24 protein-coding genes and 1 pseudogene are annotated in these 26,828 nt (G+C 48.9%); 11 read left to right on the top strand and 14 right to left on the bottom strand.

Going from position 1 to position 26,828, the window contains the following annotated elements:
- Positions 1–15: 15 nt before the first annotated feature.
- The gene (locus ON05_RS08165; protein ID WP_139025614.1) at positions 16–225 is read left to right on the top strand and encodes a hypothetical protein; all 210 of its coding nucleotides are present in this window, start codon (positions 16–18) and stop codon (positions 223–225) included.
- Between the two features lie 36 nt (positions 226–261).
- Here the strand turns inward: ON05_RS08165 and ON05_RS08160 are convergent, their stop codons facing one another.
- Positions 262–609: a DUF4870 domain-containing protein gene (locus tag ON05_RS08160; RefSeq protein ID WP_010469813.1), complete on the bottom strand. Its 348-nt coding sequence runs from the start codon at positions 607–609 to the stop codon at positions 262–264.
- Between the two features lie 228 nt (positions 610–837).
- On the bottom strand, positions 838–2,127 hold the full coding sequence (locus ON05_RS08155) for a ferredoxin-NADP reductase (protein ID WP_316964398.1): 1,290 nt from the start codon (positions 2,125–2,127) through the stop codon (positions 838–840).
- Between the two features lie 482 nt (positions 2,128–2,609).
- Between ON05_RS08155 and ON05_RS08150 the strand changes: the two genes are divergently transcribed.
- From ON05_RS08150 to ON05_RS08130, 5 genes are all read left to right on the top strand, one after another.
- Positions 2,610–3,557: a TraB/GumN family protein gene (locus tag ON05_RS08150; protein ID WP_010469808.1), complete on the top strand. Its 948-nt coding sequence runs from the start codon at positions 2,610–2,612 to the stop codon at positions 3,555–3,557.
- A 114-nt stretch (positions 3,558–3,671) separates the two neighbouring features.
- Positions 3,672–4,370, top strand: coding sequence for a deoxyribose-phosphate aldolase (gene deoC / locus ON05_RS08145; protein WP_010469806.1), 699 nt, complete (start codon positions 3,672–3,674; stop codon positions 4,368–4,370).
- Positions 4,371–4,475: 105 nt separating this feature from the next.
- Entirely contained in the window at positions 4,476–5,357 is an 882-nt protein-coding gene (recO, locus tag ON05_RS08140) for a DNA repair protein RecO (protein WP_010469804.1), read from the top strand.
- Positions 5,354–6,838, top strand: a complete 1,485-nt coding sequence (locus ON05_RS08135; RefSeq protein WP_010469802.1) for an MFS transporter — start codon at positions 5,354–5,356, stop codon at positions 6,836–6,838. The genes recO and ON05_RS08135 overlap by 4 nt, the downstream gene beginning before the upstream one ends.
- 5 nt (positions 6,839–6,843) lie before the next feature.
- Positions 6,844–8,025, top strand: a complete 1,182-nt coding sequence (locus ON05_RS08130) for a glycosyltransferase family 4 protein (protein WP_010469799.1) — start codon at positions 6,844–6,846, stop codon at positions 8,023–8,025.
- Between the two features lie 10 nt (positions 8,026–8,035).
- On the opposite strand, the gene queA is transcribed toward ON05_RS08130, so the two are convergent.
- Positions 8,036–9,145 (bottom strand): tRNA preQ1(34) S-adenosylmethionine ribosyltransferase-isomerase QueA, encoded by a 1,110-nt coding sequence (queA, locus tag ON05_RS08125; protein ID WP_010469797.1) that lies wholly within the window; start codon positions 9,143–9,145, stop codon positions 8,036–8,038.
- A 187-nt stretch (positions 9,146–9,332) separates the two neighbouring features.
- On the opposite strand from queA, the gene ON05_RS08120 reads away from it, so the two are divergent.
- Both ON05_RS08120 and ON05_RS08115 read left to right on the top strand, forming a co-directional pair.
- The gene (locus ON05_RS08120; protein WP_010469796.1) at positions 9,333–9,722 is read left to right on the top strand and encodes a DUF732 domain-containing protein; all 390 of its coding nucleotides are present in this window, start codon (positions 9,333–9,335) and stop codon (positions 9,720–9,722) included.
- Between the two features lie 554 nt (positions 9,723–10,276).
- Positions 10,277–10,948 carry a TVP38/TMEM64 family protein gene (locus ON05_RS08115; RefSeq protein ID WP_262561406.1) on the top strand — a complete coding sequence of 224 codons (672 nt, stop codon included), beginning with the start codon at positions 10,277–10,279 and terminating at the stop codon, positions 10,946–10,948.
- Positions 10,949–11,013: 65 nt separating this feature from the next.
- On the opposite strand, the gene ON05_RS08110 is transcribed toward ON05_RS08115, so the two are convergent.
- Positions 11,014–12,009: an IS1 family transposase gene (locus ON05_RS08110; protein ID WP_262561004.1), complete on the bottom strand. Its 996-nt coding sequence runs from the start codon at positions 12,007–12,009 to the stop codon at positions 11,014–11,016.
- Between the two features lie 268 nt (positions 12,010–12,277).
- Here ON05_RS08110 and ON05_RS08105 point away from each other — a divergent pair, with 268 nt between their 5' ends.
- Positions 12,278–13,051 (top strand): ABC transporter permease, encoded by a 774-nt coding sequence (locus tag ON05_RS08105; protein WP_010481088.1) that lies wholly within the window; start codon positions 12,278–12,280, stop codon positions 13,049–13,051.
- Here the strand turns inward: ON05_RS08105 and ON05_RS08100 are convergent.
- The 6 genes from ON05_RS08100 to ON05_RS08075 form a co-directional block, all read right to left on the bottom strand.
- The gene (locus tag ON05_RS08100) at positions 13,048–14,637 is read right to left on the bottom strand and encodes a glycoside hydrolase family 57 protein (RefSeq protein ID WP_010481090.1); all 1,590 of its coding nucleotides are present in this window, start codon (positions 14,635–14,637) and stop codon (positions 13,048–13,050) included. The two genes, ON05_RS08105 and ON05_RS08100, sit on opposite strands and share 4 nt — an antisense overlap.
- 106 nt (positions 14,638–14,743) lie before the next feature.
- On the bottom strand, positions 14,744–16,135 hold the full coding sequence (yvcK, locus tag ON05_RS08095) for a gluconeogenesis factor YvcK family protein (RefSeq protein WP_010481092.1): 1,392 nt from the start codon (positions 16,133–16,135) through the stop codon (positions 14,744–14,746).
- Positions 16,136–16,423: 288 nt separating this feature from the next.
- A complete protein-coding gene (minE, locus tag ON05_RS38035; RefSeq protein ID WP_010481093.1) occupies positions 16,424–16,831 on the bottom strand; it encodes a cell division topological specificity factor MinE in 408 nt (135 codons plus the stop codon).
- A 102-nt stretch (positions 16,832–16,933) separates the two neighbouring features.
- Positions 16,934–17,731: a septum site-determining protein MinD gene (minD, locus tag ON05_RS08085; RefSeq protein ID WP_010481095.1), complete on the bottom strand. Its 798-nt coding sequence runs from the start codon at positions 17,729–17,731 to the stop codon at positions 16,934–16,936.
- A gap of 76 nt (positions 17,732–17,807) precedes the next feature.
- Complete coding sequence (gene minC, locus ON05_RS08080; RefSeq protein WP_010481097.1) at positions 17,808–18,623, bottom strand: septum site-determining protein MinC; 816 nt, start codon at positions 18,621–18,623, stop codon at positions 17,808–17,810.
- A gap of 12 nt (positions 18,624–18,635) precedes the next feature.
- Positions 18,636–19,538 carry a nuclear transport factor 2 family protein gene (locus ON05_RS08075; protein WP_236619177.1) on the bottom strand — a complete coding sequence of 301 codons (903 nt, stop codon included), beginning with the start codon at positions 19,536–19,538 and terminating at the stop codon, positions 18,636–18,638.
- A 199-nt stretch (positions 19,539–19,737) separates the two neighbouring features.
- Here ON05_RS08075 and murG point away from each other — a divergent pair, with 199 nt between their 5' ends.
- The gene (murG, locus tag ON05_RS08070) at positions 19,738–20,838 is read left to right on the top strand and encodes an undecaprenyldiphospho-muramoylpentapeptide beta-N-acetylglucosaminyltransferase (protein WP_010481101.1); all 1,101 of its coding nucleotides are present in this window, start codon (positions 19,738–19,740) and stop codon (positions 20,836–20,838) included.
- A 37-nt stretch (positions 20,839–20,875) separates the two neighbouring features.
- Here murG and ON05_RS08065 read toward each other — a convergent pair whose 3' ends face one another.
- From ON05_RS08065 to ON05_RS08050, 4 genes are all read right to left on the bottom strand, one after another.
- Entirely contained in the window at positions 20,876–21,856 is a 981-nt protein-coding gene (locus tag ON05_RS08065) for a DUF1517 domain-containing protein (protein ID WP_010481102.1), read from the bottom strand.
- Between the two features lie 209 nt (positions 21,857–22,065).
- Positions 22,066–23,091 carry an ABC transporter permease gene (locus ON05_RS08060; protein WP_010481104.1) on the bottom strand — a complete coding sequence of 342 codons (1,026 nt, stop codon included), beginning with the start codon at positions 23,089–23,091 and terminating at the stop codon, positions 22,066–22,068.
- A 9-nt stretch (positions 23,092–23,100) separates the two neighbouring features.
- Positions 23,101–24,783, bottom strand: coding sequence for an ABC transporter substrate-binding protein (locus ON05_RS08055; RefSeq protein ID WP_262561401.1), 1,683 nt, complete (start codon positions 24,781–24,783; stop codon positions 23,101–23,103).
- A gap of 151 nt (positions 24,784–24,934) precedes the next feature.
- Positions 24,935–25,717 (bottom strand): hypothetical protein, encoded by a 783-nt coding sequence (locus ON05_RS08050; RefSeq protein ID WP_236619179.1) that lies wholly within the window; start codon positions 25,715–25,717, stop codon positions 24,935–24,937.
- On the opposite strand from ON05_RS08050, the pseudogene ON05_RS08045 reads away from it, so the two are divergent.
- Positions 25,656–26,751: pseudogene (locus ON05_RS08045) on the top strand (IS630 family transposase). The gene ON05_RS08050 and the pseudogene ON05_RS08045 sit on opposite strands and share 62 nt — an antisense overlap.
- Positions 26,752–26,828: the final 77 nt, after the last annotated feature.

Raw genomic sequence — 26,828 nt, 5'->3', positions numbered from 1 at the left:
CAACCCCTAAAGACCGTGTCTAACCATCCTGATCAAACCATGCCTCCGTCCTTGAGCTGTATGTTGTCTCAATTGTCCTATATGGAACAAGTGCGGCTGATCATGACCCATCCATTTTTTACAGGTCAGTGTCCAGAGTGCAAAACAAACATTCACATCACTGAGCGGGCCATTGGCAATTGCCACTGCCCAGTTTGTAATTGGACTGATCGCCGCGATAGTTAAAGACAGGGGTCAGTTAACTTCAGCAAAACCTGCTGCCTACAATACATGAAAAATGAACGGGTAGTTGTAGGGTTCATCTGGGTTTTGAAAACAATGGCGAATCGCCAAAATCGGCATTACCCACTGTCCGATAAACAATAAGAATAGGAGCGGCCACCCCAGCAGCACCCAACATAAAATGCCAAAGACAATGCCATAGAACCAAACATTGACGTGAAAGTTGATGGATTCTCTAGCATTTTCTTTAATCACTGGATCATCCGATACGAGCAAGATGACCAACGGGATGCCGATGGATAACACCAAGGCACTCAGAAAAATCGAACCATGACTCAAAGACGACAGGAGTTTGCGTTTATCTGGATCATAGATATTAGCAACCATGAACTAGCCTCTTTTCAAGCAACGGCATTCAAGCGCATCAGGTCTTGAACTGATTAGATTCTACTCAATCTTTCCTGGAAAGCGAACCCCAGAAACCCGATCCTAGCTGTCTCTCTCTTTACGAACTTCTCCAACTTCATGTATTCAAAAAAAACTCCAGTTCGTTGAGAACTGGAGTGCTTCAGAGAGTTAAACTTTCAAGAATGAGGCTCGTCAAAGAATGGTGGCTTAGTAGGTTTCTACATGCCAACGATGAGCTTTTTTCATTTCCCGTTGATAGTCGCTCCAGTTAACGCCATCTTTGCTGGCAACGGCGCTTAAGGCTTCATCAATGCCTTTTTCCATCCCTTTCAAACCACAAATATAGGTGTGGGTATTTTCTTGCTGGATCATCTGCCAGAGTTCTTCCGCATGCTCTGCGACCCGGTGTTGGATATACATCCGTCCACCTTCAGGATTTTTCTGCTCACGACTAATGGCTTTCGTTAAGCGGAAGTTGTCGGGATAGCGACGCTGTAGGTCTTCTAAATCCTTGTTGTACAGAATATTGGGGGTAGTAGCGACACCGAAAATCAACCAGGTCTTGCCGTTAAACTTAGGCTTGTCAGAGGGCTTGACCCATCCCAATAACTTGGGTAACCAGAAGGGATTGGCATTGGCATCTTCATTCTCTTTGAACAAGTGCCAGAGGAAGGAGCGGAAGGGGGCAATTCCAGTCCCGGTCCCCAGCATAATGATGTTGGCGTTGGGATCATCCGGTAAAAGCATCTCTTTACCCACAGGTCCCGTGATTTTGACATCATCTCCAGGTTTGAGGTTACACAGGAAGCTGGAGCAAACCCCATATACCGTTTTACCCGTATCTGGGTCAGGATACTCTAATTGGCGGACACAGAGAGAGACGGTTTTATCATCTAGATAATCACCACGGTGGGCTGATGCAATGGAATAAAGGCGAATCTTGTGGGGTTTGCCTTTATCATCCGTGCCGTCAGCAATGATGCCGATACTCTGGCCTTCGACATATTTCAAATCACCAGCAGAGATATCGAAAATCAGATGTCGACAGGTACCAATACCACCAGGTCCCACCAGCTCTTCATTGGACACACACTTGCCCACAAAGGGTTTATTGGGACGGTAGATATTAATCGGAACATCCGACTTTTTCTTGGCTTTTTTCGCTGCAGGTGCAGCAGATTTAGTGGGAGCTGCCGCTGCTGCCGCTACAGGCTTAGCCTTTTCCGCTTTTTTAGCCGTCGGTGTAGCGATGGCTGCAGGTTTCGCTCCAGTGGTGCCAGAGGCTTCAAATTCGCATTTGATACCACAGGTCAAATTGCTAGGGGACACCCAACAGGAAAAGTTGCAGGACAGACCTTCCATTTCCGGCATCTCTTGATCACTGAGGGTAAATTCAACCACCCTGGCGTTTGAAACACCATACTTTTTCAAAGTCTGATTAAATTCAGCCAATATAGCCATTAACTTGGGTTCAACCTCTCCGGCTAACCCTTTCATGCTTTCATAATCCATTCTTAATGCTCACTCATCATTCAACTGGGGTATTGGCTGCTTATGCGATAAACCAATGCACCACTTTGGTGACGCCATCACCTAAAATAAATCTTAAGCGGTGCATGTCTATCGTACACCGCAAAAGCTTCAAAACCTTGTATTAAAAGGCAATAGTTCCGCAGAGGCGTAACATTCCTTTTGCTGCCCTAAAATACCCTCAACACAGCAGGATAAGGCTGAGTCAGCCTTAAACTCGCGATATTTGCCATGGCGGCAACAATCGATCCCTAGCTAGGCTCCGCTTAACAACCTGGCTCACAATTCTTGGACATCAGTCATCTTGCTTTTTGCAACTGCAGGAATAGCCGATTGATGGGTTTACGGCTTTCCTTCTTTTGAGGTGCTAGATTGAACGTTGCTAAATACTAAAGACTAAAGACTGATGCTCATAGGCTCAGTTCGTCTTAATTGTTGTGGGGAAATCAATGCATACATTTCATGGCGTCATCCGAAAAAATGTCTCCCGGATTGCGGTCGTTATCCTATTGACTTTGGTCAGCGCTTGCGGTGATAAACCAACCCGCCCTTCTCCTACCCCATCCCCCCAGGCTTCTCAAGCTCCTCAACCCCAACAAACCTTTCTTTGGCAAGTCAAATCACCCCAGAATACCGTTTATCTCTTAGGTTCCATTCATCTGCTAAAAGAATCAGACTATCCATTGGCGCAACAGATCAATGATGCCTATGAGGATGCTGAAAAGTTAGTCTTTGAAGTCGATATGGGGGAACTCGAATCGAGTAAAACTCAATCCCTCGTCTTGGAGAAAGCGACGGCTCAAGACGGCAAAACTCTTAAAGAACGACTAACGCCAGAAACCTACCAGTTGGCAAAAAACACCGCATCAGAAATTGGTTTACCGATTGAGGCTTTTTCCAGTTTCAAGCCTTGGTTCTTTTCTCTAACCCTGATCACCCTAAAACTTCAGCGCTTAGAGTTCAATCCTGAGAATGGTGTGGATCAGTATTTTTTCAAGAAAGCGACTAAAGACGGCAAAGAGACCCTCGCGCTAGAAACCATTGAAGATCAATTCAATCTATTTGATAGTTTTTCCCAAGGTGATCAAGAGCAATATATTCGCCAAACGATTGATGAATTAGACACCCTAGAAACATCATTTCAGGAGATGGTATCAGCCTGGAAATCCGGCGATGATCAAACTTTGAAGAATTTATTGCTGAAAAGTTTTAAAGACTATCCTGAGTTGGAAGACCAAATATTTGGGGCTCGCAATCGCAAATGGATGACCACTATTGAACCCCTTTTGCAAAAAGAGGATGACTATCTGATTGTGGTGGGTGCGGGCCATTTAGTCGGCAAGGACAGCGTTTTAGAACTTTTACAAGCTAAAGGCCATACGCTTAAGCGCCTCTAACCCCAGCGCTAAAATAACGGGTTTTTAAAAGCCCATGCCATCCATATTCTTGATACATTGGACTAGGAAAGCTAATCAGGTTTTTCCACGTACAATGGGCATTTGAGGTGCAGTGTGACCCTAACGGTGGCAGATATTGATATCACTCGTTATATCGATCACACCCTTCTCGATCCCTTGGCAACGGAGGATGCGATCGCAACCCTCTGCGACCAAGCGATTCGATTTGAATTTCCGGCGGTTTGTGTTTACCCCACCCATATCAAAACCGCCGTCAACCGTCTCCAGCAATATTCCCCCAAAGTTTGTACTGTCATCGGTTTCCCCAGTGGGGCCACCACGTCTGCCGTCAAACTCTATGAAGCTCAAGATGCTGTCGATCAAGGGGCAACCGAGCTAGATGTGGTGATTAATATCGGTTGGTTGAAGTCAGGAAAAGTCGATGCCGTCCACCAAGAACTCGCCAATATCTGTGCAACCACAGGCCAAACCGTCAAAGCAATTTTAGAAACGACCCTCCTCACAGATGCCGAAAAACGGTTAGGGGCAGAAGTGAGTCTGGATGCAGGGGTCGCCTTTCTCAAAACAAGTACGGGATGGCACGGCGGAGCCACCCCTGCTGATATAAAATTATTATCAAAGGTCGCACGCGATCGCGTGGGCATTAAAGCTTCGGGTGGAATTCGGACCCTCGAGCAGGCCCTTGCACTGATCGCGGCAGGAGCCAACCGTTTGGGAACCTCCCGAGGGGTTGATCTTGTACGGATGGCTACAGCTGAGATTGAATCACCTGAGCCATCAGGCCCTGGATAGTTCCGTTCTCGAAATATCCACCTCAAGATGTTTGGATCAAGGCAAGCGGGTGTCCACGCTATCCTGCTTCCCCCAACTCGGTTTTCTCGATCCAGGTAGACCCCGATGAGTCGAACCTACAAAGCGACAGGAATTAATCTCAAAAGTATGCCCTTCGGAGAGGCCGATCGCCTGCTGACAATCTTGACCCGCGAGCAGGGGTTGGTCAGAGCTGTTGCCCCTGGATGCCGGAAGCCAAAGTCCAAGTTAGGCGGCCGTAGTGCTCTGTTTGTGGTGAATGACTTGATGCTAGTACAGGGTCGGTCCCTGGATAAAATTGCCCAGGCCGAAACCTTAGAATCCTATCCCGGTTTAAGTCAAAACTTAGCGAAGTTAACCACCAGCCAATATCTCGCAGAACTGACCCTTTATCAAGCCCTAAGTGGTCAGCCCCAAATAGAGCTGTGGGATTTATTTTGCCAACAGCTCACTCAACTTCAAAACGCGACCCCGGCCCAAGTCCCTTGTTGTTTAATCCACGGTACCTTGAAATTATTGGCCTGGGCAGGCATTGCCCCCCAGGTTCATACCTGTTGCGCCACCCACCAGCCTTTGAACCCGCCCACCAGCAACCCAACCTGGCGTGTGGGTTTCAGTGCGGGGGCAGGGGGTACGGTGACAATCACGGGCCCACCTCGACCTCGTACCGCGATTCAGCAGGCAGCAGAACAAGCATCTGCCTATCCCTTGGGGGCAGATTATCGGGTGCAAGGCAAATTATCTGCCCAGGAACTCGCATTACTGCAAGATCTCAACCCTGCGGAGATTCAGCCTGCTTCCCCCTTACCATTGCCTTTAATCGCAACCTATCCGCTGGTGATCTGGCAAGGGGTGGAGTCTGCTCTCCGTCACTATGCCGAAGCCTATTTTGATCGGCCGATTCGATCCGCTGCCCTGATTGACACCTGTTTTACCCCCCTGCCCGACCTCACTTCCGTGCTTTCATGACCCAAGTACATGACCCCAAACGCAACCTGACCTCTTCTCCCCGCTCGGCGGGTAAACCCAGTTCATCCAATACTGCGGGTCCATCCTCATCCGCAAAATCTCCAGTCACCTCGGCGGCGCCTCTGCCTGAACCTGCCGTAGCTCCGGTCCTTGAAGAACCCGTAGAACAAGGCTATTGGCCTGTCCTCCGCAATCAGAATTTTATGCTGATGTGGTTGGGGCAAGTCTTCTCCCAAATGGCCGACAAGGTGTATTTGGTGCTGATTATTGCCCTAATCACCAGTCAATTTAAGGCCCCGGATCAATCTGTCAGCGTCTGGGTTTCATCGATCATGATTGCCTTCACTATTCCGGCGGTGCTATTTGGCTCCATTGCCGGAGTCTATGTGGATCGGTGGTCCAAAAAGTGGGTTTTAGTCCTCACCAATGGCCTGCGGGGGGCCTTGGTGCTGAGCCTTCCACCTTTACTATGGCTCTGTGGTCAACGACCCGGCTGGTTTCAGATTCCGTTGGGATTTTGGGTGCTACTCGGGGTGACGTTTTTGGTGTCTACCTTCACCCAGTTCTTTGCCCCTGCTGAGCAGTCTACGATTCCTTTAATTGTAGAGAAGCCCCATCTGTTAAGCGCCAACTCCCTTTATACCTTGACCATGCTGCTGGCGCTGATTGGCGGGTTTGCGGCAGGAGAACCGCTACTGGAAATTGTTGGGGGCTATTTCTCCCAGCTAGGGTGGGAGGCAGGACGGGAATTGGTTGTTGGCGGCAGCTATGCGATCGCAGGTCTGCTACTCCTCTTTCTGAGAACAGGAGAAACTTCGGCTAATCGCTCCACGGGCGATAGCCATGTCTGGGAAGATATCAAAGAAGGTCTGCAATATCTCAACGAACATCGACGGGTGCGCACGGCCCTCATTCAGCTGGTTATTTTATTCTCCGTGTTTGCCGCCCTTGCTGTTTTAGTGGTGCGGTTAGCCGAGGTACTGCCCGGCATTAAAACTTCCCAGTTTGGGTTCTTGTTGGCTACTGGTGGGATTGGTATGGCGATTAGCGCGACCATTCTGGGTTCCATTGGTCAGAATCTACCCCGCCATCGTCTCAGTTTTTATGGGTCTATGGGTATGGCGGTCATGTTAAGCGGCTTAGCCTTTAGTACTCAATCCCTCTGGATTTCTTTGGTGCTTATGGTGGGCTTAGGGGCCGCCGCAGCTTTGATTGGCGTTCCCATGCAAACGACCATTCAAGAGAAAACACCAGAAGAGATGCGGGGTAAGGTTTTTGGCCTGCAGAATAATGCTAGCAATATCGCCTTAAGTCTGCCGCTAGCCCTAGCCGGATTGGCGGAAACCTTCTTCGGATTACAGACGGTTTTACTAGGGCTTGCTGGGATTGTTGTGATCGGGGGGCTCTTATCCTGGTATATTGCCGATACCAGCTCATCTGTATCAGATGATGCAAACCCCTCACGACTGTCGTCTCCCTAGTCCATATGCACATCGCTTGGATTGGCAAAAAATCCCCGCCCTGTGGCAACGTCACCTACAGCCGCGAAATTACGAATGCCCTGCTAGATCGTGGCTATCAGGTCAGCTTTCTGCATTTTGCCCAAGATGCGTTTGATGAAGAAACCGGTAAGCCGTTGCCCATTCACGAGCCACCGGTTCCTCTGGAATGCCAAGAGGTTCCGCTCCCCTTCCTGTACAAATCCCAGGTTTATACGATACCTACTCTGAAATCGAGCAAGGTCTTAGCCGAGTCTTTGCGGAATCTGAAACCTGATCTGGTCCATGCGTCCCTCACCCTCTCGCCCTTGGATTTTGTCTTGCCGGAAATTTGTCAGGAATTACAGGTTCCCCTCGTGGCAACCTTCCACCCCCCTTTTAGCCATAAGCATCGCAATTTATCCTCTGGTACCCAACACTTCATGTACCAGCTTTATGCCCCTTCTCTGGCGAATTATGATGCGGTGATTATCTTTTCCCAGGCCCAGCGGGACTTGCTGATGCGCTTAGGGGTGCCGGAAGCCAAAATTGTGATTATCCCCAACGGTGTAGATACCGACAAGTATTCCCCAGGTCCTTCGACCTTCAAAGCGGAACTCCAAACCGAACGGATTTTCGTCTATCAAGGTCGGATTGCCATCGAGAAAAACGTCGAGTCCTTGCTGAAAGCTTGGAAACAGGTACAGAGACAAATGCCCGTCCACTCCAAGCTAGTGATGGTGGGGGATGGTCCACTACTCAATGCCCATATGACCAATTACGGCCCCGAACAAAACGTACTGTGGTTAGGGGCGATTTATGATGAGCATCGTCGAATAGAAATTTTGCGGGGGGCAGATGTTTTCATCCTGCCGTCTTTTGTCGAAGGTCTATCCCTCTCTCTACTAGAAGCCATGTCCTGCGGTGTGGCTTGTTTAGCCACCGATGCAGGAGCTGATGGAGAAGTCCTAGCGGGCGGGGCAGGCATTGTTCTCAATCCTCAACGGACCAGGGGCGAACTTCGGACCTTATTACCCGTTCTCGCAGAGCATCCCGAAATGGTGAAACTCTTGGGCCAAAAAGGTCGCCAGCGCGTGCTAGAACGATATTGCCTAGATCGAAACCTAGGTCAATTGGAAAAGTTCTACGCTCAAATCTTCCAGCAAACCAAGGTCGAAGTCTACCGCTAATCGGACGGATTCAAAAAACGGGGTCTGGAGACCGTTCTGCAATCACAGCCTCCGGCAAAATCAGCATGGCGTCACCGAAGGAATAGAAGCGGTATTGTTGTGCGATCGCATCCTCATACAAGGCCAATAACCGCTTCCGTCCCACTAGCGCACTCACCAACATCAGCAAGCTCGATTTCGGCAAATGGAAATTGGTGATCAAACCATCCACCACTCGCCATTGGTAACCCGGATAGATAAATAAATTGGTACGCCCCTGCCAAGGAACCAGCGGGCCATTCTGACAAGCGCCCTCCAGAGCCCTCGTCACCGTCGTTCCCACCGCAATCACGCGCCCCCCACTGGCTTTGGTTGCCCGAATCGCGTCCACCGTCGCCGCAGGCAAATCTACCCATTCCGAGTGCATATTGTGCTGCAAAATATCATCCGTTTCCACAGGCCGAAACGTACCAATCCCCACATGCAGCGTCAGACGCGCCTGATGAATACCTTCAGATTGGAGACGGGCGAGTAACTCAGGGGTAAAATGCAACCCAGCCGTAGGGGCAGCAACGGCTCCGGGATGTTGAGCATAGACCGTTTGGTATTGTTCAGGCTGGGCAGCAGACTCTTGAATATAGGGAGGTAAGGGGACTTCACCCAGTTGTTCCAGAAGATCCTCAAACGGCTCTTCAACCAGAGGCTCAAACTGAATAATTCGCCCCCTTGTGTCTACATCGGTAGCCAGAACCTCTGCTCGCAATAAGGGGCGCTCTGGGGAACCAAACTCGATCTGAGCCCCCGGCTTTAACCGCCGTCCTGGTCGGACTAGAGCCAGCCAAGTATTCGACTGTCGAGGTTCCAGTAAAAAGACCTCAACTGGCTGAGCCAGCTCAGAATTCACTTTGCGACCCAGGAGGCGGGCTGGAATAACCCGGGTATCATTAAAAACCAGCAAATCGCCTGGTTGCAATAGTACGACCAAATCCCGAAAGATTTTATGTTGATGCGCTTGTTTTTGAACCACCAATAGCCGCGACCGATCTCTAGGCACCAAAGGGGTTTGCGCAATGAAGGTCTCTGGCAGCAGATAATCATAGGCTTGGAGGGTTTGATCTAACTCGGGAGTGGAGCCCAGCATGCTTTCTTTTTTACTGACGGTGAATAGATTGCCCTGACGGCAATGGTCAACCAGGTTGGGTATAACCCCCTAATTATTATGGGGATTCTGCTCTACCCATAAGCAGAGCTGATCGTGACAATAAGTATAGGCAGGTATCCCTGCTCACCGCAAAAACGCTGGGGTTAGTGCCGAGGTAGGCACAATTATGGATTACCTATATTATCTAGGAACAGCAAGTTTAGTTTTACGCGTTGTTCAGCATCTCCGCCGATCAACGGACTTACCCGTCGAGTTTATGACCGTTGTTCACCAACTCAATGGTTGGGTGTTACGCATCAAAACGGCACCGGGCTGGACACAACAAGATTTAGACAATTTCCGCGCCTTTCTAGGCGAACTGGGCATCCCTTACCAAGTAGATACCCGGGTCAGCACCGTACTTCAAGCATTGGAAGCCGGTCAATCTCCGGTCGAGGTGATGAGCCAATACCAAGTTGCAGTCATTGCCCACGGCACGCCTGACATGACTGAAATTGAGGCATTCCGCCAGCAGTTTATTCAAGGTTTAGGTTATTGTCCAGAGACTCTGGCCTAACAGTGTTACAGATTTAATCTTCCAAGCTCTATCGCTAAAATTATAGGGAATTGGCTTAGATAGACTTTCCTTAGATGGTTTGTGGCGCAAAGCTCGAATGAAGGCCCTCTGAAAGGGCCTTCATGATGCATCTTAGGCAGGGGGCAATGCTAGAAGCATTTTTGCAGTCAAACGGCTCACCCCTAGAGATGCCCTCAATTAATGCGCATAGATTTAGATAATTGTTATCGTTTTGAGATAGCCATGGGCAATAATGCTCGCCTACTGGACCTAACCATTACCTCAGGATATCGGTATTGGTCATCATAATGGTTGTGTCGGTTACCGAAAAAGCTCTGTAATCGTGGCTGACATAAAAAATGGGCCACATTAAGCGCTCTAAAATGAGCCAGTTTGGACCTAAGAACCGCTTCAACATCTTCCGACCAAAAGTTATCGTCTAAGTCGCCAAACAACCTGCCCAGTATTTTGTCCGAAAGTTGCATACACTTAATATTAATCAAAGCTTAAATGCCATCGTTTAAGCCTCTTAAAAGACACTGTATTAACATTTCATGAATAAGAAGCTCAGCAAAATTAGTCTATTTGGGTTAGCTGTTGGCATCTTGGCCGTTTCTATCTGGCTGATCAGAAAGCTAGATGAAGAACCCCTAAAATCCCAAATTGAACTTTACGTTGAGCAACTGGGACCTTGGGCACCTTTGGGAATCTTTGCCCTTCGCTTGATCAGCGTTGTGATTCCTATCATCCCAGGTGTACCTCAGGCCTTACTCGCAGGAAGAATACTGGATTACCCCACTGCGTTAGGGACAATTGTTATTTCTGACCTCTGTTCCTGTAGCATTGCGTTTTATCTCGCTAGGCGATTCGGCCGAAATTTGGTCGAGAAACTAGTGGGTAAGAATTTTATGGGTCGAGTAGATGAGTTGAGTGCCAAACATTTAGAAAAAACCTTTTTCTTGTTAGCCGGTGCACTGATGACGGGTGCGTTTGATTTTGTGAGCTATAGCGTGGGATTGACAACCACCAAATGGAAAATGTTTTTGCCCGGATTACTCATTGCTTCCTTTGTCCGAGGCGGACCTATCGTTGCCATAGGCGCAACTTTATTTGACAAAGGAACTGGATATTTATATGCCGGTCTCTCGATCCTCGGCGCGTTTTGTGTGGCGATATTAGCAGGGTGGCTCCAACAAAGAGGGGCTGCATCAGCGACCAAAAAATAAAGGTGCTGTCTCATGGGACTCAGGTCTTTACGAAACAGATGCCTGACAGTCCGGGCACTGGTCTACTAACAGGGCACATACCTAAACCCTTTATTGGTGAGGAGTTCTAGTGTGCTCAACGGACGAGAACAAAATCCCATCTCCATTGCTGGTGTGGTCTGCTTACTGAGCCCCCAATGGGGTCTAACCCAGTTATGAATCAGGCGTTGTACATCTAGCACTCGCTGTAACCCCGACCGCTTCTTAGCGTAGAGATTCTGCCGTCTTCGATAAGCACTACATCGTCTCCTCAAGGCAGCATTGTGAGCCTCATTATGATTGGCATGGACCTCAGACCCTAGACTGATAGCGGTAAAGGGATGCTCTGCTTTCACCCACTCTACTCGCCGATTCCCCTGAGACCCTTTAACTTTCATCGCGACTTCTAACCCCTCTCGCCAAACCTTGCGATGCCCATAGTCAGGATGACACTCCTCACCATTGAGATAGACATTGGCGAGCTTCCAAAGTTCTTGTCCATAACGCCTCTCACCATCGGTAAACCATCGAATCCCATCACAGGCTTTGACCCACTCCCAAGCTGAGTAAACGCCATTTGCAAAAAGTTGTGCATCCTTGAGGCCAGCTTGTGCTGTCAACCAATAGCGGCTTTCGCGTTCAAGGAAATGGATGGTCCAGCCCTGGGATTGGCTGGGGGGAAGATTTTTGCCTACACGCGTGTAAACTTCATCCCCTTCTACCGTCACATCAGAGGCTGCTGGTGCGGGAGGTGACCAGTTCTGTGCTTGGTCTGCTAGGCGTTTTTCCCAACGCATAATGGTGGTATGAGATTTACCGAAAGTTCGACCTGCAGCACGAATACCCATCCCTTCGGTGCGAGCTTTGATGGCATAGCTCACTACTGAACTAGCGGTGCGTAAGCGAGCCATTGGGGTACCCGTGCGTTCGTTGAAACGCCGATTGCAATCCTTACACTGATATCGCTGGACTAATGTCCCATCTTGCAGGCTATCAAAGCCGCGCTTTAGGATCTTCTCGCTTAGACAATATGGGCATTCCATTGATCTACATTAGGTTGCGTCGGAAGCATTATAGCTAGATCCTGCTAACAGACCAGTGCCACAGTCCGTCAGATCTCTTGAAAACAGATATTTCATGATTGCTTTTTTACAGGTGCGTGAGGTTCACGGGCATGCTATCCCATCTCCAAGAGGCAGTATTACTCCATCAAGAGATTGATGCCTTCAGAGATGAATTAAATTCAGCGAATATTTCCTCCAATCAGCTGGGTACTATGAGAAGTAGGTTGGAAGAGTTAAGTGCCTAACGATGAATCCTCAACGAATTGCAGTGATTGCATCCAATGTATTTCGAGATATTTTCCGCGATCGCGTTCTCTATCTAGCTGCGCTATATGCCATTGGCCTGGTTTTAGTGATTTTATTCCTAGGTGAGGTCTCTGCTGGCACCGAGGCAAAAATCAGCATTGATGTAGGACTGGCCAGCATTAGTCTATTGGCCCTAGCCGTGGCCGCATTTGAAGGCGGTGGATTAATTAACAAAGAAGTCGAAAAGCGAACTGCATTAATTTTGCTGGCTAAACCCCTCAGTCGCACTGAATTTGTTCTCGGGAAGCATATCGGGTTGTCAGGGGTGTTGACTCTTTTAATTGCCATTATGACGGCGATTTTAGTGAGTGTACTCAGCTGGCAGCAGTTTGCTTTCGAATTCAATAATATTCTCCTGAGCAGTAGCTTCTTGATTTTGGAGATGGCTTTGATTGCAGCCGTTTCCATTCTGTTCGGTGCATTTACAAGTTCTTTAATGGGGACTGTTCTTACTTTTGCCGTATATTTCATGGGTCACTTCAGCCAAAACCTGCTTAAGCTCAGCGAATCGATTAAATCTGAAAGTGTACAGCAGATTGCCAAGGTGATTTACCTTATTTTTCCTGATTTATCACGCTTAGACCTAAAAAATCAGGCAGTTCATATCATCACCATTCCGCCTTCACAAATGGCCATGAACGCGGTCTATGGCATCGTGTATATCACCTTACTCCTAGCCATCTCCACCATTATTTTTACCAATCGAGAATTCTAGAGGGGGCGATAGACTCGATAGTTAATGTTGGGAAAGATGTTATCCATGACTTCTACTTTCTCCAGCCATCCACTATCTACCTGTTGCTTTTTAATTTCATGGTAGAGATGTTGGAATCGGGCCAAATGGGACCGAGTCCGGCGGACCGCATAGGGAACCATAGTTCCAGTCCGCATGATAAATGCCCAGTCAGAAGACTGAGCCAACAAAAGCTCTCGGGCCGCTTGATTTAAGGCTCGCCATTGCAGATCATCTTCAGGCTCCAACTTAGCCAATTCAATCATCCGTTCGGCAGCCTTATGGAGATGGGGATAAATCCAGGCATTGGTCTCATTGAGCCAGTACTCATGAAATCCCTTATAACCCCAACTGGACTGGGAGGGACGACAGACTTGTTGATTTGGCTGCGCTTTTAAGTAATCCGCCAAGTGAGTCATTTCATAGGTCTGTTGATCATGCCAGGACTTTCGGAATAGATAGTCAATAAACCAAGGCCCCTCATACCACCAGTGACCATAGAGTTCGGCATCGTAGGGGGAAACCACAATGGGTGGGCGCTGCATCATCCCATGCAAATTTCTGATTTGCTGCTCCCGGTTAAACATAAAGTTATGAGCATGTTCTGCCGCTTTTTCCCGCGCCCAATAGGGATCATAAAGCGCCTTATCGGATAGGCCCCCACCGCGGCCCGTAATTTTGTGATACTTTATCCCGACATTTTTGCGCTGGCCATTGGGCATAATGTAGGGCTTGATATATTCGTACTCTGCTTCCCAGCCAAGATCTTTATAAAACTCTCGATATTCAGGCGCTCCCGGATAACCCACTTCGGAGGACCACACTTGCTGGGAGGATTCATGATCACGGCCAAAAGCAGCCACCCCTGTTTCTGTAAAAATAGGTGCATAGGTGCCAAAGCGGGGGCGAGGTCTGGCATAGAGTAAGCCATGACCATCCATCAGGAAGTAGCGCAGCCCGGCATCGGCTAGCATTCGCTCCAGCCCTTCGAAATAAGCGCATTCCGGTAGCCAAATCCCCTTAGGGGGGCGTCCAAACGTCTCTTCGTAATGCTCGCAAGCGACCTGTAGTTGAGCCCAAACCGCCTGAGGATACATTTTCATCAACGGTAAATAACCGTGGGTGGCCCCGCAGGTAATAATTTCTAGGTTATTCGTGTCTTGAAACTGTTTAAAGGCTGACACTACATCGCGATTGTAGTTCTCCCATACCTCTCGCACTGTATGAAATTCATTGACATAGTGCTCGGCCAAATAGCGGATATGGCTATTGTGAACATTTCGCTCAACCTCTAGGGTGGCCAGTTCTTCTAATTTGGCGAGATGTTCATCGTATCGATCTTGGAGAAGGGGATCTTGCAGCATAGACACCAAAGGAGGGGTCATGCTCATGGTGATTTTGAAATCAATCCCATCTCGCTTTAATCCTGAGAAGACCTGGAGTAAAGGGATATAGGTTTCAGTAATCGCCTCAAATAGCCACTCTTCCTCTAGGACAAAATCACTTTCAGGGTGACGAACAAAGGGAAGATGAGCATGAAGTACCAGGGCAAGATAACCAAGAGTCATAAATTTTCGTTAGGAAGGGCAGACGGGACGACGGCCATTGACCGAGAGTATTAAATAATAGTAAAGAATGACGGCCCCAATTGAATAGATAGAAACATACAATTTTCTATCTTGATGCATGGGTGGGGTGTTCCATCCGGTTGACTCGCCCATACCATCGCAGTAAAACCCGTGCCAAGCGCTCGGGACTATGGCGAACATACTTGGTATTTTGATCTTCATCCATAACATTGGCCAGAATCACCCGACACCCCAGCCGCATCAGCATTTCACGGTCTATCACGATGGGATGGGCATTTTCTTGCATATAGCGAGCTAGGGCCATGGAAGAGGGTAATTTTTTTTGCACTAGCACGGCATCAAAGACTCGCTTACCGCAGGTCGCATCGAGGGCCTTAATGTGATCGGCAACGGTGTAGCCATCCGTTTCTCCAGGCTGACTCATAATATTGCAGACATAGATCCGAGGCACCGTTCGACGGGCAATCGCCTCAACAATTTCTGGCACCAGTAGATTAGGGACAACGCTGGTATAGAGACTTCCAGGGCCGAGAATGATGAGATCGGCATCAATAATCGCTCGAATGGCTTTAGGCAAAGCAGGCGGACGCTCTGGTGTGCAGCCCACACGAATAATTCTGCCTCCCGCAGCCGTAATATTGGATTCTCCCTCAATACAGCGACCATCTTCTAAATCTGCCCAGAGGCTCACGTCGCTGAGGGTGGCAGGTAATACCTGACCCCGGACGGCTAACACTTGGGAACTGGCGGCAATGGCTTGTTCCCAACTATCGGTAATCTCACTCATGGCTGTTAGGAACAAGTTGCCAAAGCTATGGCCAGCTAGTCCATCTCCTGCTTTAAACCGATATTGGAATAGCGCTGTGATCAATTTTTCTTGGTCGGCTAAAGCGGCAATGCAGTTACGCAGATCCCCTGGGGGCAGACCCCCAATTTCACGTCTTAGGCGTCCTGACGAGCCACCATCATCCGCCACCGTAACGATGGCTGTGATATTTGAGCTATAAGACTTCAAGCCTCGAAGCAACGTAGACAAGCCGGTTCCGCCCCCAACCACCACAATTTTGGGACCTCGATTCAAGCGGCGATGGACAAGAAGGCGATCCACAACCTCTTCTTGGCTATCTGGAATTAAGACTTCCGTAATGGACCCCAATGTCCGGGTTTGCCCCCACCACACTAAAAATAAGCCCAATACGATTACGAGAGGGCCACTGATCTGTCTGGGTAAGACTTGGGCAAAGAACCGGAGTGCAGATTCTAGAAACTGAATAACATAGAAAATGGGGGTTAAACGGACTAGGATGGCTAATCCCAGACTCGTTAAGAGGACACCGATGGCGCTTAAAAATAACCACCGTTTAATCGCTAGTCCAGGAGATAACCAGCGGATGGAACGACCTAACCGTCCGGGAAGATGCTGCAACGATTTGCCTTTATAAGAAGTTATCGTCTGTTTGGGAGATCCCATGAGCATCAACCGCAAAAGTGTTTATGTCCAAATTATAGAGAGGTAAAACCGTCCCTATTCACCCTGAAGTCGAAATGTTGGGGCAAGGGCCTGAGTATAGCTTAGGGTACTTTGTCTCTAATTTTTTGGAAATAAAAGATAATTGCGTTTCAGCCTACCGCTTCAAGCATTTCCTTCAAAAATGTTTCAGTTCAGCAACTGGTAGGAGAAGAAAAAGTTAGGCAAGATATGGATGATGGATTCAGAAGAGGTGGGACCGCATTATGTGATGCAACTTTCAATCCTCAACCTCAATTACAAAGACAAGTCGATGTCGGGCTTAGGGGGAGACTCATAAGACGATGCAGCATCTGATAGCCTTGGTGCTGGTGCCTCTAGTGGGGGTTCACCAAGCTCAGGAGTATCTTCTAATTCTAATGAAGTTTGAGCATCGGGCTCAAATTTGATACGACGGATCGGTAAATTGGCGATTAAGGCCGTTGCCCGCTGATCAGATTCCAGACTAAAATTGAGCCCCTCTGTATCGATCTCCACATAGCGAGAAACCACTTCCAAAATTTCTCGACGCATCGATTCCATCAGCTCTGGCGGCAGGTTAGCTCGATCATGGGCTAAGACAATTTTGAGCCGACTTTTGACATCATCACGACTAGTCGTCATGTCTTGGCCGAGAAAAAGCCGTTCGAGAAAATCGCTAATCATAGAATTTCAACGTAAGCGTGAACGTCCACAGTTAGAGGTAATGGCTACAGTATGACGTGTAGCTTGGCTGATGTGCTGGAGGATATGAGGATATGCAAAGAATTACCGTTTAAAGAAACGTTTAACCCGCGAGAAAAGCGTATCGTAGGGGGCATTGAGATCTAAGAAATCGATGTCTTTTCCTTCAATCCGCTGAGCAATATTTTGCAGAGCCATACCGCTAAGAGAAAAGTTCTCTGATAGTACTAAGGGTTCCCCACGGTTGGTCGCCACAATCACCTGCTCATCATCGGGAATCATGCCGATGAGAGGAATCGCTAGAATTTCTTGGACATCTTGGACCGACATCATGTCATTGGCTTGCACCATAGCGGGTCGGATGCGATTCACAATCAAATTGATGGTTTTGACATGGTGCGCTTCAAGTAACCCCACCACTCGGTCGGCATCTCGAACGGCGGAAATTTCAGGAGTCGTCACAATTAAGGCTTCGTCTGCAGCTGCGATCGCATTCTGAAACCCCATCTCAATCCCTGCTGGGCAGTCGATCAAGACAAAATCATATTTTTTCGTCAACGCATAAGCGAGCTGCTTCATCTGCTCTGGCGTGACGGCATCTTTGTTGCGATTTTGGGCCGCCGGTAGAAGCACCAAATCATGGAGGCGCTTGTCTTTAACCAGGGCTTGCTCTAAGCGACATTGCCCAGCCAAGACCTCAAGAGCTGTATAAACGACACGGTTTTCTAAACCTAGCAACAAATCAAGGTTGCGCAATCCAAAGTCAGCGTCTATGAGCGCGACCGAATGGTTTAGCTTTGCTAAAGCCATTCCTAAATTGGCTGAACAAGTGGTTTTACCCACCCCACCTTTGCCAGAGGTAATAACTATAATTCGACCCATATAACAGAGAGCGTTACAACTTTCGTCAACTCAGCCAAACAAATGATTTATAGTGTATATCAATTTTGTGATTTCGCTAGGGTTGGATCATATTTTTGCTAAAGTCAGCAGCCCGGGCAATCTGGATCCCATCACTTGCAATATAGGCCACCTCCGGATAAAACTGATCCGGGGAAGATTCCGGTGCTCGAGCCACCCAATCTGCAATTCGCAATTGCGTGGGTTCCATCTGAAGAGCCATGATTTGACTTTGTTCATTGCCACTCGCCCCTGCATGGGTAATGCCCCGCAGACGTCCCCAAACGAGAATGTCACCATCCGCAACAATTGAGCTGCCAGGATTTAAATCTCCCATAATCACCACCGTTCCGGGGTGACGAATTTCGGCTCCCGAGCGTAGGGTGGTTTGTAAATAAAGGGGAGCTGAATCCTTCTTCTCATTATCTAACGTGAACTGAGCAATCGTGGACTGGGCCATAGGCAAGATATGAGCTTGCTGTTCAATGGAATAGCCCGAGGTTGCAGCGGCGACCGCCGTTTGTCGACGCTTAGTGTGAATGCGAGTGAGATGTAACTTAGCGGCCCCTAATGCATTGACAATGAGCTGCAACTGCCGATGATCGAGGAGGCGATCGCCGGTGACCAGCTCCACCAAGGTGTTTGGAGGCCAAAATCGCTCACCAGCCTCCAACTGCTTTTTCACTTCTTTCAGTAAGTCTGCCCATTCCAGGGTAGTTTCACTGGGAGCCGGTAAGTAGAGCAATAACTTGCCATCTTCAGCTTCCATATGGAGTTGAACTTCGGCAACCCGAGGCGACTCCTGTTCAGATTCTGATTCACTGTTTGGGGGAGAAGTAGCGGCAAGTGAAGCCCTAAGCCGTTCTGGTTCCATAAACGCCCTTTTTTACTTGCGTGACTGTTCGGCCGATTTGTTCTTCGGAACGACATTAAGTCGCTGACTGATAATCGTCATGCCACCATCTTGCACCAAAATGGCAGAAATCCACTCGCTCATGGGTTTATTTCCTGCCGTACCTACCTTAAACAGACCACCAGCGGGTAACAGCTCTAGCTTAAGCTCGGGCTGCTTCAGATAGTTTTCCATGGTGATCGATTCTTCTAAGGCTAAGCCCAATAATGGGTTATCCCCCAGAGGCTCATCCACAATCACATCAAATTCAAATTTTTCGCCAACTCCCACTTCCTGGGGAAGGTTGACCTGCACTTTAGGCGGTTTCCGTCCTGAAGTCAGCTTGCTTTGTTCAGCTAGAATCTCTTGCTTGGTAATCTGCTGTCCGACCCAATGTTGACGGGACTGCAGGGTGGAGTGTAATTTCACAGGACCTTGATCCAGGGTTTGAGTACCGGTGATGGTCGTTTTGGTCTCAACGTTATAGCCTTGAGGGGTTTTCTCCCAGGTGACTAACTCAGTTTTATAGGATAAATCTTGGTACTCTTCCCAAAAAGTGGCAATCACCTGCTTCAAAGTTTTCCGATTTAGGCCATCGCCACTCGTAAAATTGGAACTGTAAAAGCCAAGCAGTTTGGCCAGATCTTTTTGGTTCGCTGCCATATCGACTTGAGCGAGCTGTTCTGTCAAGGCAGGTGGAGCATCCGTATCCACCTGAGCTGTGTCTGGAGCCACACTTTCAGCATAGGCCAGCTTAGGCCAGCCCCCCATTCCTAAAGCACATAGGCAGGCCGTAGACAATCCAACCCCCAACTGACCCATAGCATGGCGGCCCCTATTCAACGGGCGGCCAGACTGAGAAGCAACGGATTGCAAAATGCGGATAGAGTTGTACATGGAATGGTGGTATGTAATGACAAGAACCAAGTCACTCTTTCAAATAGGGTTCCCCGAGCTGATTAGGAGAGGCAGCATCACCAGCGAGTGGTCCGCTTTGCCACGTTTCCCTGAAAGTAGCATCTCAATTCTAGATTAACTTTCCTATAGAAGGCGAAAACGCTAGAATTTTCAACTTCCACCTACAAGGATAGCAACAGTGAGCAATTCCGAATCGGTTGCCATAACAGAACAGCCCAAGCGATTCCTAATCGCTGCTAGCGGGACAGGCGGGCATTTATTTCCCGCGTTGGCAGTGGCAGAAGTTCTCGAAGCTAAACAGTTTCAACTGGAGTGGCTAGGGGTAAGCAATCGATTAGAAACCCAGCTCGTTCCCAAAAAATATCCATTACGCACGGTCCCCATTGAAGGACTCCAAACTCGGATAGGCCCAAAGACCCCCATTCTCCTAGGGAAATTAGCCGTGGCAGTTTGGCAAACCCGTCAGCTTTTGAAGCGCGGCCACTTTAAGGGTGTGCTCACCACAGGAGGCTATATCGCTGCCCCTGCCATTTTGGCCGCCTGGTCCCTAGGACTACCGCGCGTGATTCATGAATCGAATGCTATTCCAGGGAAAGTGACCCGATGGCTCAGTTCGATCTGCACGGGGGTGGGTTTGGGGCTAGAAGATGCCACAACCTATCTGCCCAAGGACAAAACCGTAGTAGTGGGCACGCCTGTCCGTCCTGCGTTTCTGACCCCTTGTGAACTTGATTTACCGATTCCGCCTGAGGCCACGCTGATTGTGGTGGCGGGTGGTAGTCAAGGGGCGGTCTCCGTTAACAAATTGGTGCGAGCCTGTGCACCTGCTTGGTTAGAAATCGGGGCTTGGATCGTCCATTTAACGGGAACTCAGGATCCTGAGGCGCAATCCTTTCAACATCCCCACTATCTGTCCATGCCGTTTTACGACAATATGGCTGGTTTATTGCAGCGGGCTAATTTAGCCATTAGTCGGGCGGGTGCAGGGACCTTAAGCGAACTTGCGATCGCATCCACGCCAGCCCTCCTGATCCCCTATCCTTATGCGGCAGAAGACCATCAAGCCTTTAATGCCGCCGCCTTTGTGAAAGCGGGGGCAGCCGAGATGTATCGTCAGGATGAGCTGACGGAAGAACAGCTAAAACAGACGGTGCTCCAATGGATACAGGAACCCCACGTTTTAGAAGAGATGGCAGCTAAAGCCTATAGCTTAGCGGTCCCCAATAGCACAGAGCGCTTCGCTCAGCTCATTCTTGAGCAGATCGAAGCGTCTCCATGAAAAATATAGGTGCCGTATCCGTCGAAGATTCCCGTGGTTAAATCATTTTTAGGTGGGGATAAGCCGCAACTAAATCATCCGCACTGAGGGTGTCGGACTCCGCTTGGGGGGTCCATAATACTTCTAGGGCTAGGAGCTGGTCACTGGACACAGACCCCACTTGATTGAGGGCTTGGCGAAGATCCTGATCCGATTTAATATCTGGGAACTTTTGTTTACCCTGAGCAGCTACAACTAGGGTAACGACAATATATTCACCAGGGGCTTGAGTTAGGGCATCCGCTGTCTTGGTTAATGTGCCATTGGTGTCTTGGATCTGCTGTTTCACATTCGACAAGGTTTCCGCTTGGAACTTGCTGCGCTCGGTTAAGGCTAAATGGTTAAATTTAGCCTCGGCAGAGACAAGGCGGGTTTGTTCAGATTCAGCACTGGCATAAACCCAATATTCAGGGTGGCGTAACAGGGCTAAATTTGTTTCTTGCAGAACCTTCGCGAGACCTGCGCTAGATCCAGTATTGCCAGTTTGGGCAATCCGGTCGAGGTCCGCTTTCAGACCTCGAGCTTCGGCTAATAAACCCACTTGAATTTTGTTGACCGTAACAGAGGGGTTGGCAGAGTTTTGGTCATAACTGTTGCCTCTTAAGTTGAGGCCCTCTCCATCGCCAGCGATATTGCGGAAGCTAGACACCAAAAAGTTAGCCACGGCAATCAGGATCAGGATGGAAAATAAGCCACCGCCGCCAAATCCAAAGAAGGGGATAAGAAAAGGAAAGCCAAATCCACCGCCATAGCCACCCCGAGCGTAACCGCCCCGAGAATAGCCACCTGAATAGCCCCGGGAAGGGCTGCTGCGATAGGAGCGAGACGGTACCGAACGACGGAAGCTCCCTCCGCTAATCCGACCACCCGTGCGGGCTGCTAAGGCCGCATCGGCATTGCTGAAGACTAGGACACCAACGAGCGCGATCGCAACGAGTAGACGGGAAAAGGTTTTATAAATGGGACGTTTTTTATTCATCTTTCGCACTGAGGGCTTACATTAACGCAATCTTGGGACGGACCGTAGTGAATAGGACTGACCCGATAATCAGTTAGACAACCAGAATTATTCTGACAGTCATCGGCAATCCTCTGCCCCAAACCTTGCTTTGTCTTAAGTTTAGTTCTTCTATTTAGTCAAGGGGGAGCCTCAACAGAGGGATTACCGAAAACCAACCGTAACCCTAACTAATAGCGAATCCTTGGATCAACATAGGCATTGACGATATCGATCACGATGCTGGCCATGACGATGATGACAGAGACAAAGACAATAATGCCTTGCACCGTTAAATAATCTCTTAGAGAAATGGCATCATAGAGACGATTGCCCAGTCCTGGCCAGGAGAAAGTGACCTCCGTGAGCACAGCTCCCCCTAACATGGCGGCAAACGTTAGCCCCAACACGGTAATGACTGGAATTAGGGCATTGCGAAGAGCGTGGACTACCAGAATTCGTCTTTCTGGAATTCCCCGAGCCCGGGCAGCTTCTACATAATCAGCTTGTAACGTTTGCTTTAAATTTACGCGGACAATTCTTTCGAAGATGCCGCTGAGAACCAGTCCTAAGGTTAAGCTCGGTAACGCCAAGTGATACAGGGTTAATCCTAGGGCGTGCATATCCCCCGCCAATATACTATCGATTAAATATAAGCCGGTGGGACCCTGGGGGGGGAGCACTCGCGTCGGAAATCGAGTGCCATCCGGGAACCAGCCCAATTGCACCGCAAAAAAGAGCTTCAGCAACATCCCCACCCAAAACATGGGTAATGCATAGGTAATGATGCCAAAGAGTCTGCCGCCCAGGTCAAAAATAGTCCCGGGCCTGGATGCCGACAGGATCCCAGCCGTAATTCCAATGATTAAGGCCACAATCATGCTGCAAAAGGCAAGTTCTAGGGTGGCAGGAAAAAACTGCTGAATAATATCCCACACCGTTTGCCCCCGACTGGTCAGGGAGGTTCCTAAATCAAATTGCAGCAAGTCTCCCATGTAGTCGATATATTGCTTCCACAGGGACTGGTCCAATCCCAGTTGCGATCGCAACGCTAGTTTTTGAGCCGCTGGCGCTTTTGGCCCCAAAATGGCATCGACCGGATCTCCCGGTGTGGCCCTGAGTAGCAAAAACACAACTGTGGTTACGGTCCACAACATCAAAGGAGCCAATAATAAGCGGGCCACTACATAGGATTGAAGGGCTCGGGAACGCGACATAATAACGTCCTAGGTAGAGGAACGACTGAGGGATGCGAAAGGCATCGCTTGGGTGGGCTCAAGTCGCACGCCTTGGATATCAGGTCGGGCAAAGGCATACTCCTTACGTTGCCATAAGGGAATAAAGGGAACATCCTGAGCCAGCAGATCCTGAATCGCCTCAAAAGTTTTCTGGCGTTTGTCAGGGTCTTGTTCCTGACGCTGTTGATCAATCAGCTGATTCATTTTTTCACTGAAGTAAAATGACCCTTGTCCAACGGTCGCACCTTCTTTACAACCTTCCTCCACATTCCCCTCCGAACAGTCTAAGAAAGGATGGATATAGGTATCAGGATCATAGTAGTCTCCACTCCAGTCCAGCATAAACATCGGGTAGGTGCCTTTATCCAAGTTGTTATAGGCCGTTGCTGATTCGATGCTTTTGAGTTCCACCTTGGCTAAATCTTTCAGCTCTTTCTCAATAAGAGCTTTAATCGTCGTCGCTGCGGGGCCATCGCTGGGGACATTAGAGCGATACCAAAATTCCACTTCTAGAGGCTTTTCTGTGGTGTACCCTGCTTGGGTCAGTAGCTCCTTAGCTTTAGCTACGTCAGCATCGCTATCACTTTGAAATACCGGCTTGCTCGCATCAAAAATACTAGGGACCAGGCTATAGAGCGGGTCAACCTGGCCATTAAACACTCGATTTTGGATCAGTTGCCGATTAATCGTCAGCGCCAATGCTTGGCGAACCTCTGGTTTCTTCAAGGTTTCATCCCGAAGATTCAAGCTGACATAGGTAATGTTACTACCGGGTCCAGTAATGGCCTGCCAGTCTCCTTTATCAGCTGCTTTCGCTAATAGCTCAATTTGTTCGGGATTCAAAGACTGATAGGCAATATCCACGGATCCGGTGCGAAAGGCGTTGAACAAGTTGGCACTGCTGGTAAAACTTTGAATATCAATCCCTGGATTTGTGGGTTTGTCTCCCCAATATTTGTCAAAGCGGTCTAACCGGATAGAGTCGCTGCGATTGTCTACCAGCTGGTAAGGCCCCGTTCCCACAAAAGTAGAAGGATTAAACTTTCCAGGCCCAATTTCATAAGCTTTGGGAGAAACAGCCACTAACCCCGAGAAGGCTAATAAGTCTGTAAACGCGGCAAACGGTTTTTTCAGCTTGATCTCCAACTCGGCAGCTGACTTCGCAGTGACTAACTCCACCACGTCGGATAACAAGAACGCTGGCTGTCCCCCATTCTGGATAAAGCGATTGAGAGAAAACTCCATCGCCTTGGCGTCAAAAGGGGTGTCGTCATGGAAAACAACATCTGTCCGCAAAGGAATGGTGTAGACCAAACCATCCTCACTGATTTTAGGAAGCTCTGTCGCCAACTGCGGCACCAGGTCGGTTGTGCCGCTCTTGTAAGCGTATAGGCGATCTCCCATGTTGTAGAGGAGATTACCCGAAAAGAGTTCTAGGGCATCAGCTGGATCTAAAGTTCTGACTTTACCCGTTGTGCCTAACGCTAAGCGAGTGTCTGCCCCGGTTGCGGTTGGACTAGGTTCCGAATCGCGAGACTGGCAACCCACAATCAACAACAGGCAACAACAGAACAGACTGAGATAATACCTTGTCCCTCGCCATCGCCATCTCTGAGCCAGATAGTTGAGGGATTTCAATACAAGATGCGTCAAAAAGTTGGAAGGAGTCAACAAGGGCTTCTCTCGCAAATACAGAAAGACAGTAGGGGCTAGCTCTGAGAATCATCAAAGATGATTGATCCGGCTCTACTGTCTTGCCATTTTATAGTGAGAGGGCAAAATATGACGCGTCCCTACTCAGGAAATTTTTCTAAGCGAAACCCTATTTCTTGTCTTTATCCTTATCCGCAGATGCTAAGGCAATGGGTTCTTGACCCACACTGACTCTAACTTTCATGCCAGATTGTTCAAGGACAACCACTGGGGCTGCAGGATTACTAAGGTTAATTGACTTCACCAAAACTTGGCCATTGGCGATGCGTTCACCAACCCCCACAGTTCGGGTTGATTTTTCGCCGGGTGCCTTCAGAATGGCCTTAGGCCGACCTCCCAAATTAATCACCCCTGTTACTTTTACCCCTTGAGCCACCTCTGGTTTGGGCAAGGTAGGCAAGACAATCTTGTCAGGAGTCGTACTTGGTTTAGTAGATGGTGAGGAGGGAGTTGATGTAGAACTCGCTGTTGGCGCCGTCGCTTTCGGTGCAGTCCCCTTTGGCACATTCACAGGTGATGGGGGCTGTCCCTGAGAGGGAGTTGTACGAGGCGAGGAAGTATTCGGTACAGCCGGTACAATCTCGGCGAAAGGATCGGTACGACCACTCTTCACCACCCGTAACCGTTCATCAGGATTGGTGGGGCGAGTTAAGACTACCTTAGCCGCGGGGGGAGAAGGAATTTCTGGTGAGGCATCGGGAAAAGACTGTTCAGTGGGAGTCTCGGACGCCTGTTCAGCTTCAGGCTCATCACCCCCAGCTCCCCCACAACTTGCTATCCCTATGGATATACTGCGGACGACTAGTGGCTTAACATTGTAGCGGAGAGATTTGGCACACTGGGAGTATCCCCCAACCGACTCTCCTACTCGCATGATTAAAATTGATTTCACCGCAGAGGAAATCCAACACCTCAACTACGAGCGCTATCATCATCCTCACCCACGGGTGCAGCGACGGATGGAAGTCCTCTACTTAAAGAGTCAAGGTCTTGCCCATGCCCAGATCTGCCAGCTTTGTCAGATTAGCCGTCCGACCTTAGCCAAAACCCTTCGTTTGTATCAACAAGGAGGAATTGAAGGACTGAAGACCCTGGAATATAAAGGTCAACCCAGTTCACTCAACGCTCATAGCGATAGTGTGAGAGCCTATTTTGAGCAACACCCGCCCCGCACCAGTGCAGAAGCTCAAGCAGTCATTGAACAATTGACGGGCATTAAACGTAGTCCAACCCAGATCAAAGCTTTCCTCAAACGCATCGGTTGTCGCTATCGAAAAGTGGGGTATGTGCCGGGAAAGTCGAGTCTACCCGAGAAAATTGAGGAGCAAGAGCAGTTCCGAAAAACTTGCCTTGAACCCTTATTAGAGGGAGCTCAACGCCAAGAGCGTCTTGTCTTTTTGTAGATGCTGCTCATTTTGTTCATCAGGCTTATCTGGGGTTCTCTGGTGCATCCGTCGGATCTTCATCCCCTCTCCTTCCGGTCGTCAACGATTCAATGTTCTCGGGGCGCTCAACGCCGTCACTAAAGATATCATCAGCATCACCAACCACACCTACATCAACTCTCATAGCATGTGTTTGTTGCTAGCCAAGCTTGCTCTACTCGACCCTGTCATACCCATCAGCGTGATTTTAGACAATGCTCGATATCAAAAATGCCAGCTTGTGACAGACTTTGCTGAGATCGTCGATATTGAGTTAGTCTACTTGCCCTCTTATTCACCCCATTTGAATTTAATTGAGCGGCTCTGGCGCTTTGTGCGCAAAGAATGTCTCTACTCAAAGTATTATGCTGATTTCCCCGCCTTTAAGGGAGCCATTCAACAGTGCCTCGACCAGTGCAATGGTGAGCATAAGGCGAAACTCACAAGCCTGCTATCACTCAAGTTTCAGTCTTTTAAAAAAGTTAATATCTTAGCCGTCTAGAGTATAACAGGATCAAAGTTACCCCTAATATTGTTTTTCGCATCCGTTTCTCCATCGTCTTAAGCACTATTGTTCAC

It is taken from the genome of Acaryochloris sp. CCMEE 5410 (assembly GCF_000238775.2).
In the GTDB taxonomy this organism is placed as follows: domain Bacteria; phylum Cyanobacteriota; class Cyanobacteriia; order Thermosynechococcales; family Thermosynechococcaceae; genus Acaryochloris.
The sequence above is the reverse complement of the archived record's forward strand: the minus strand, read 5'-3'. Positions and strand labels throughout refer to the sequence as shown.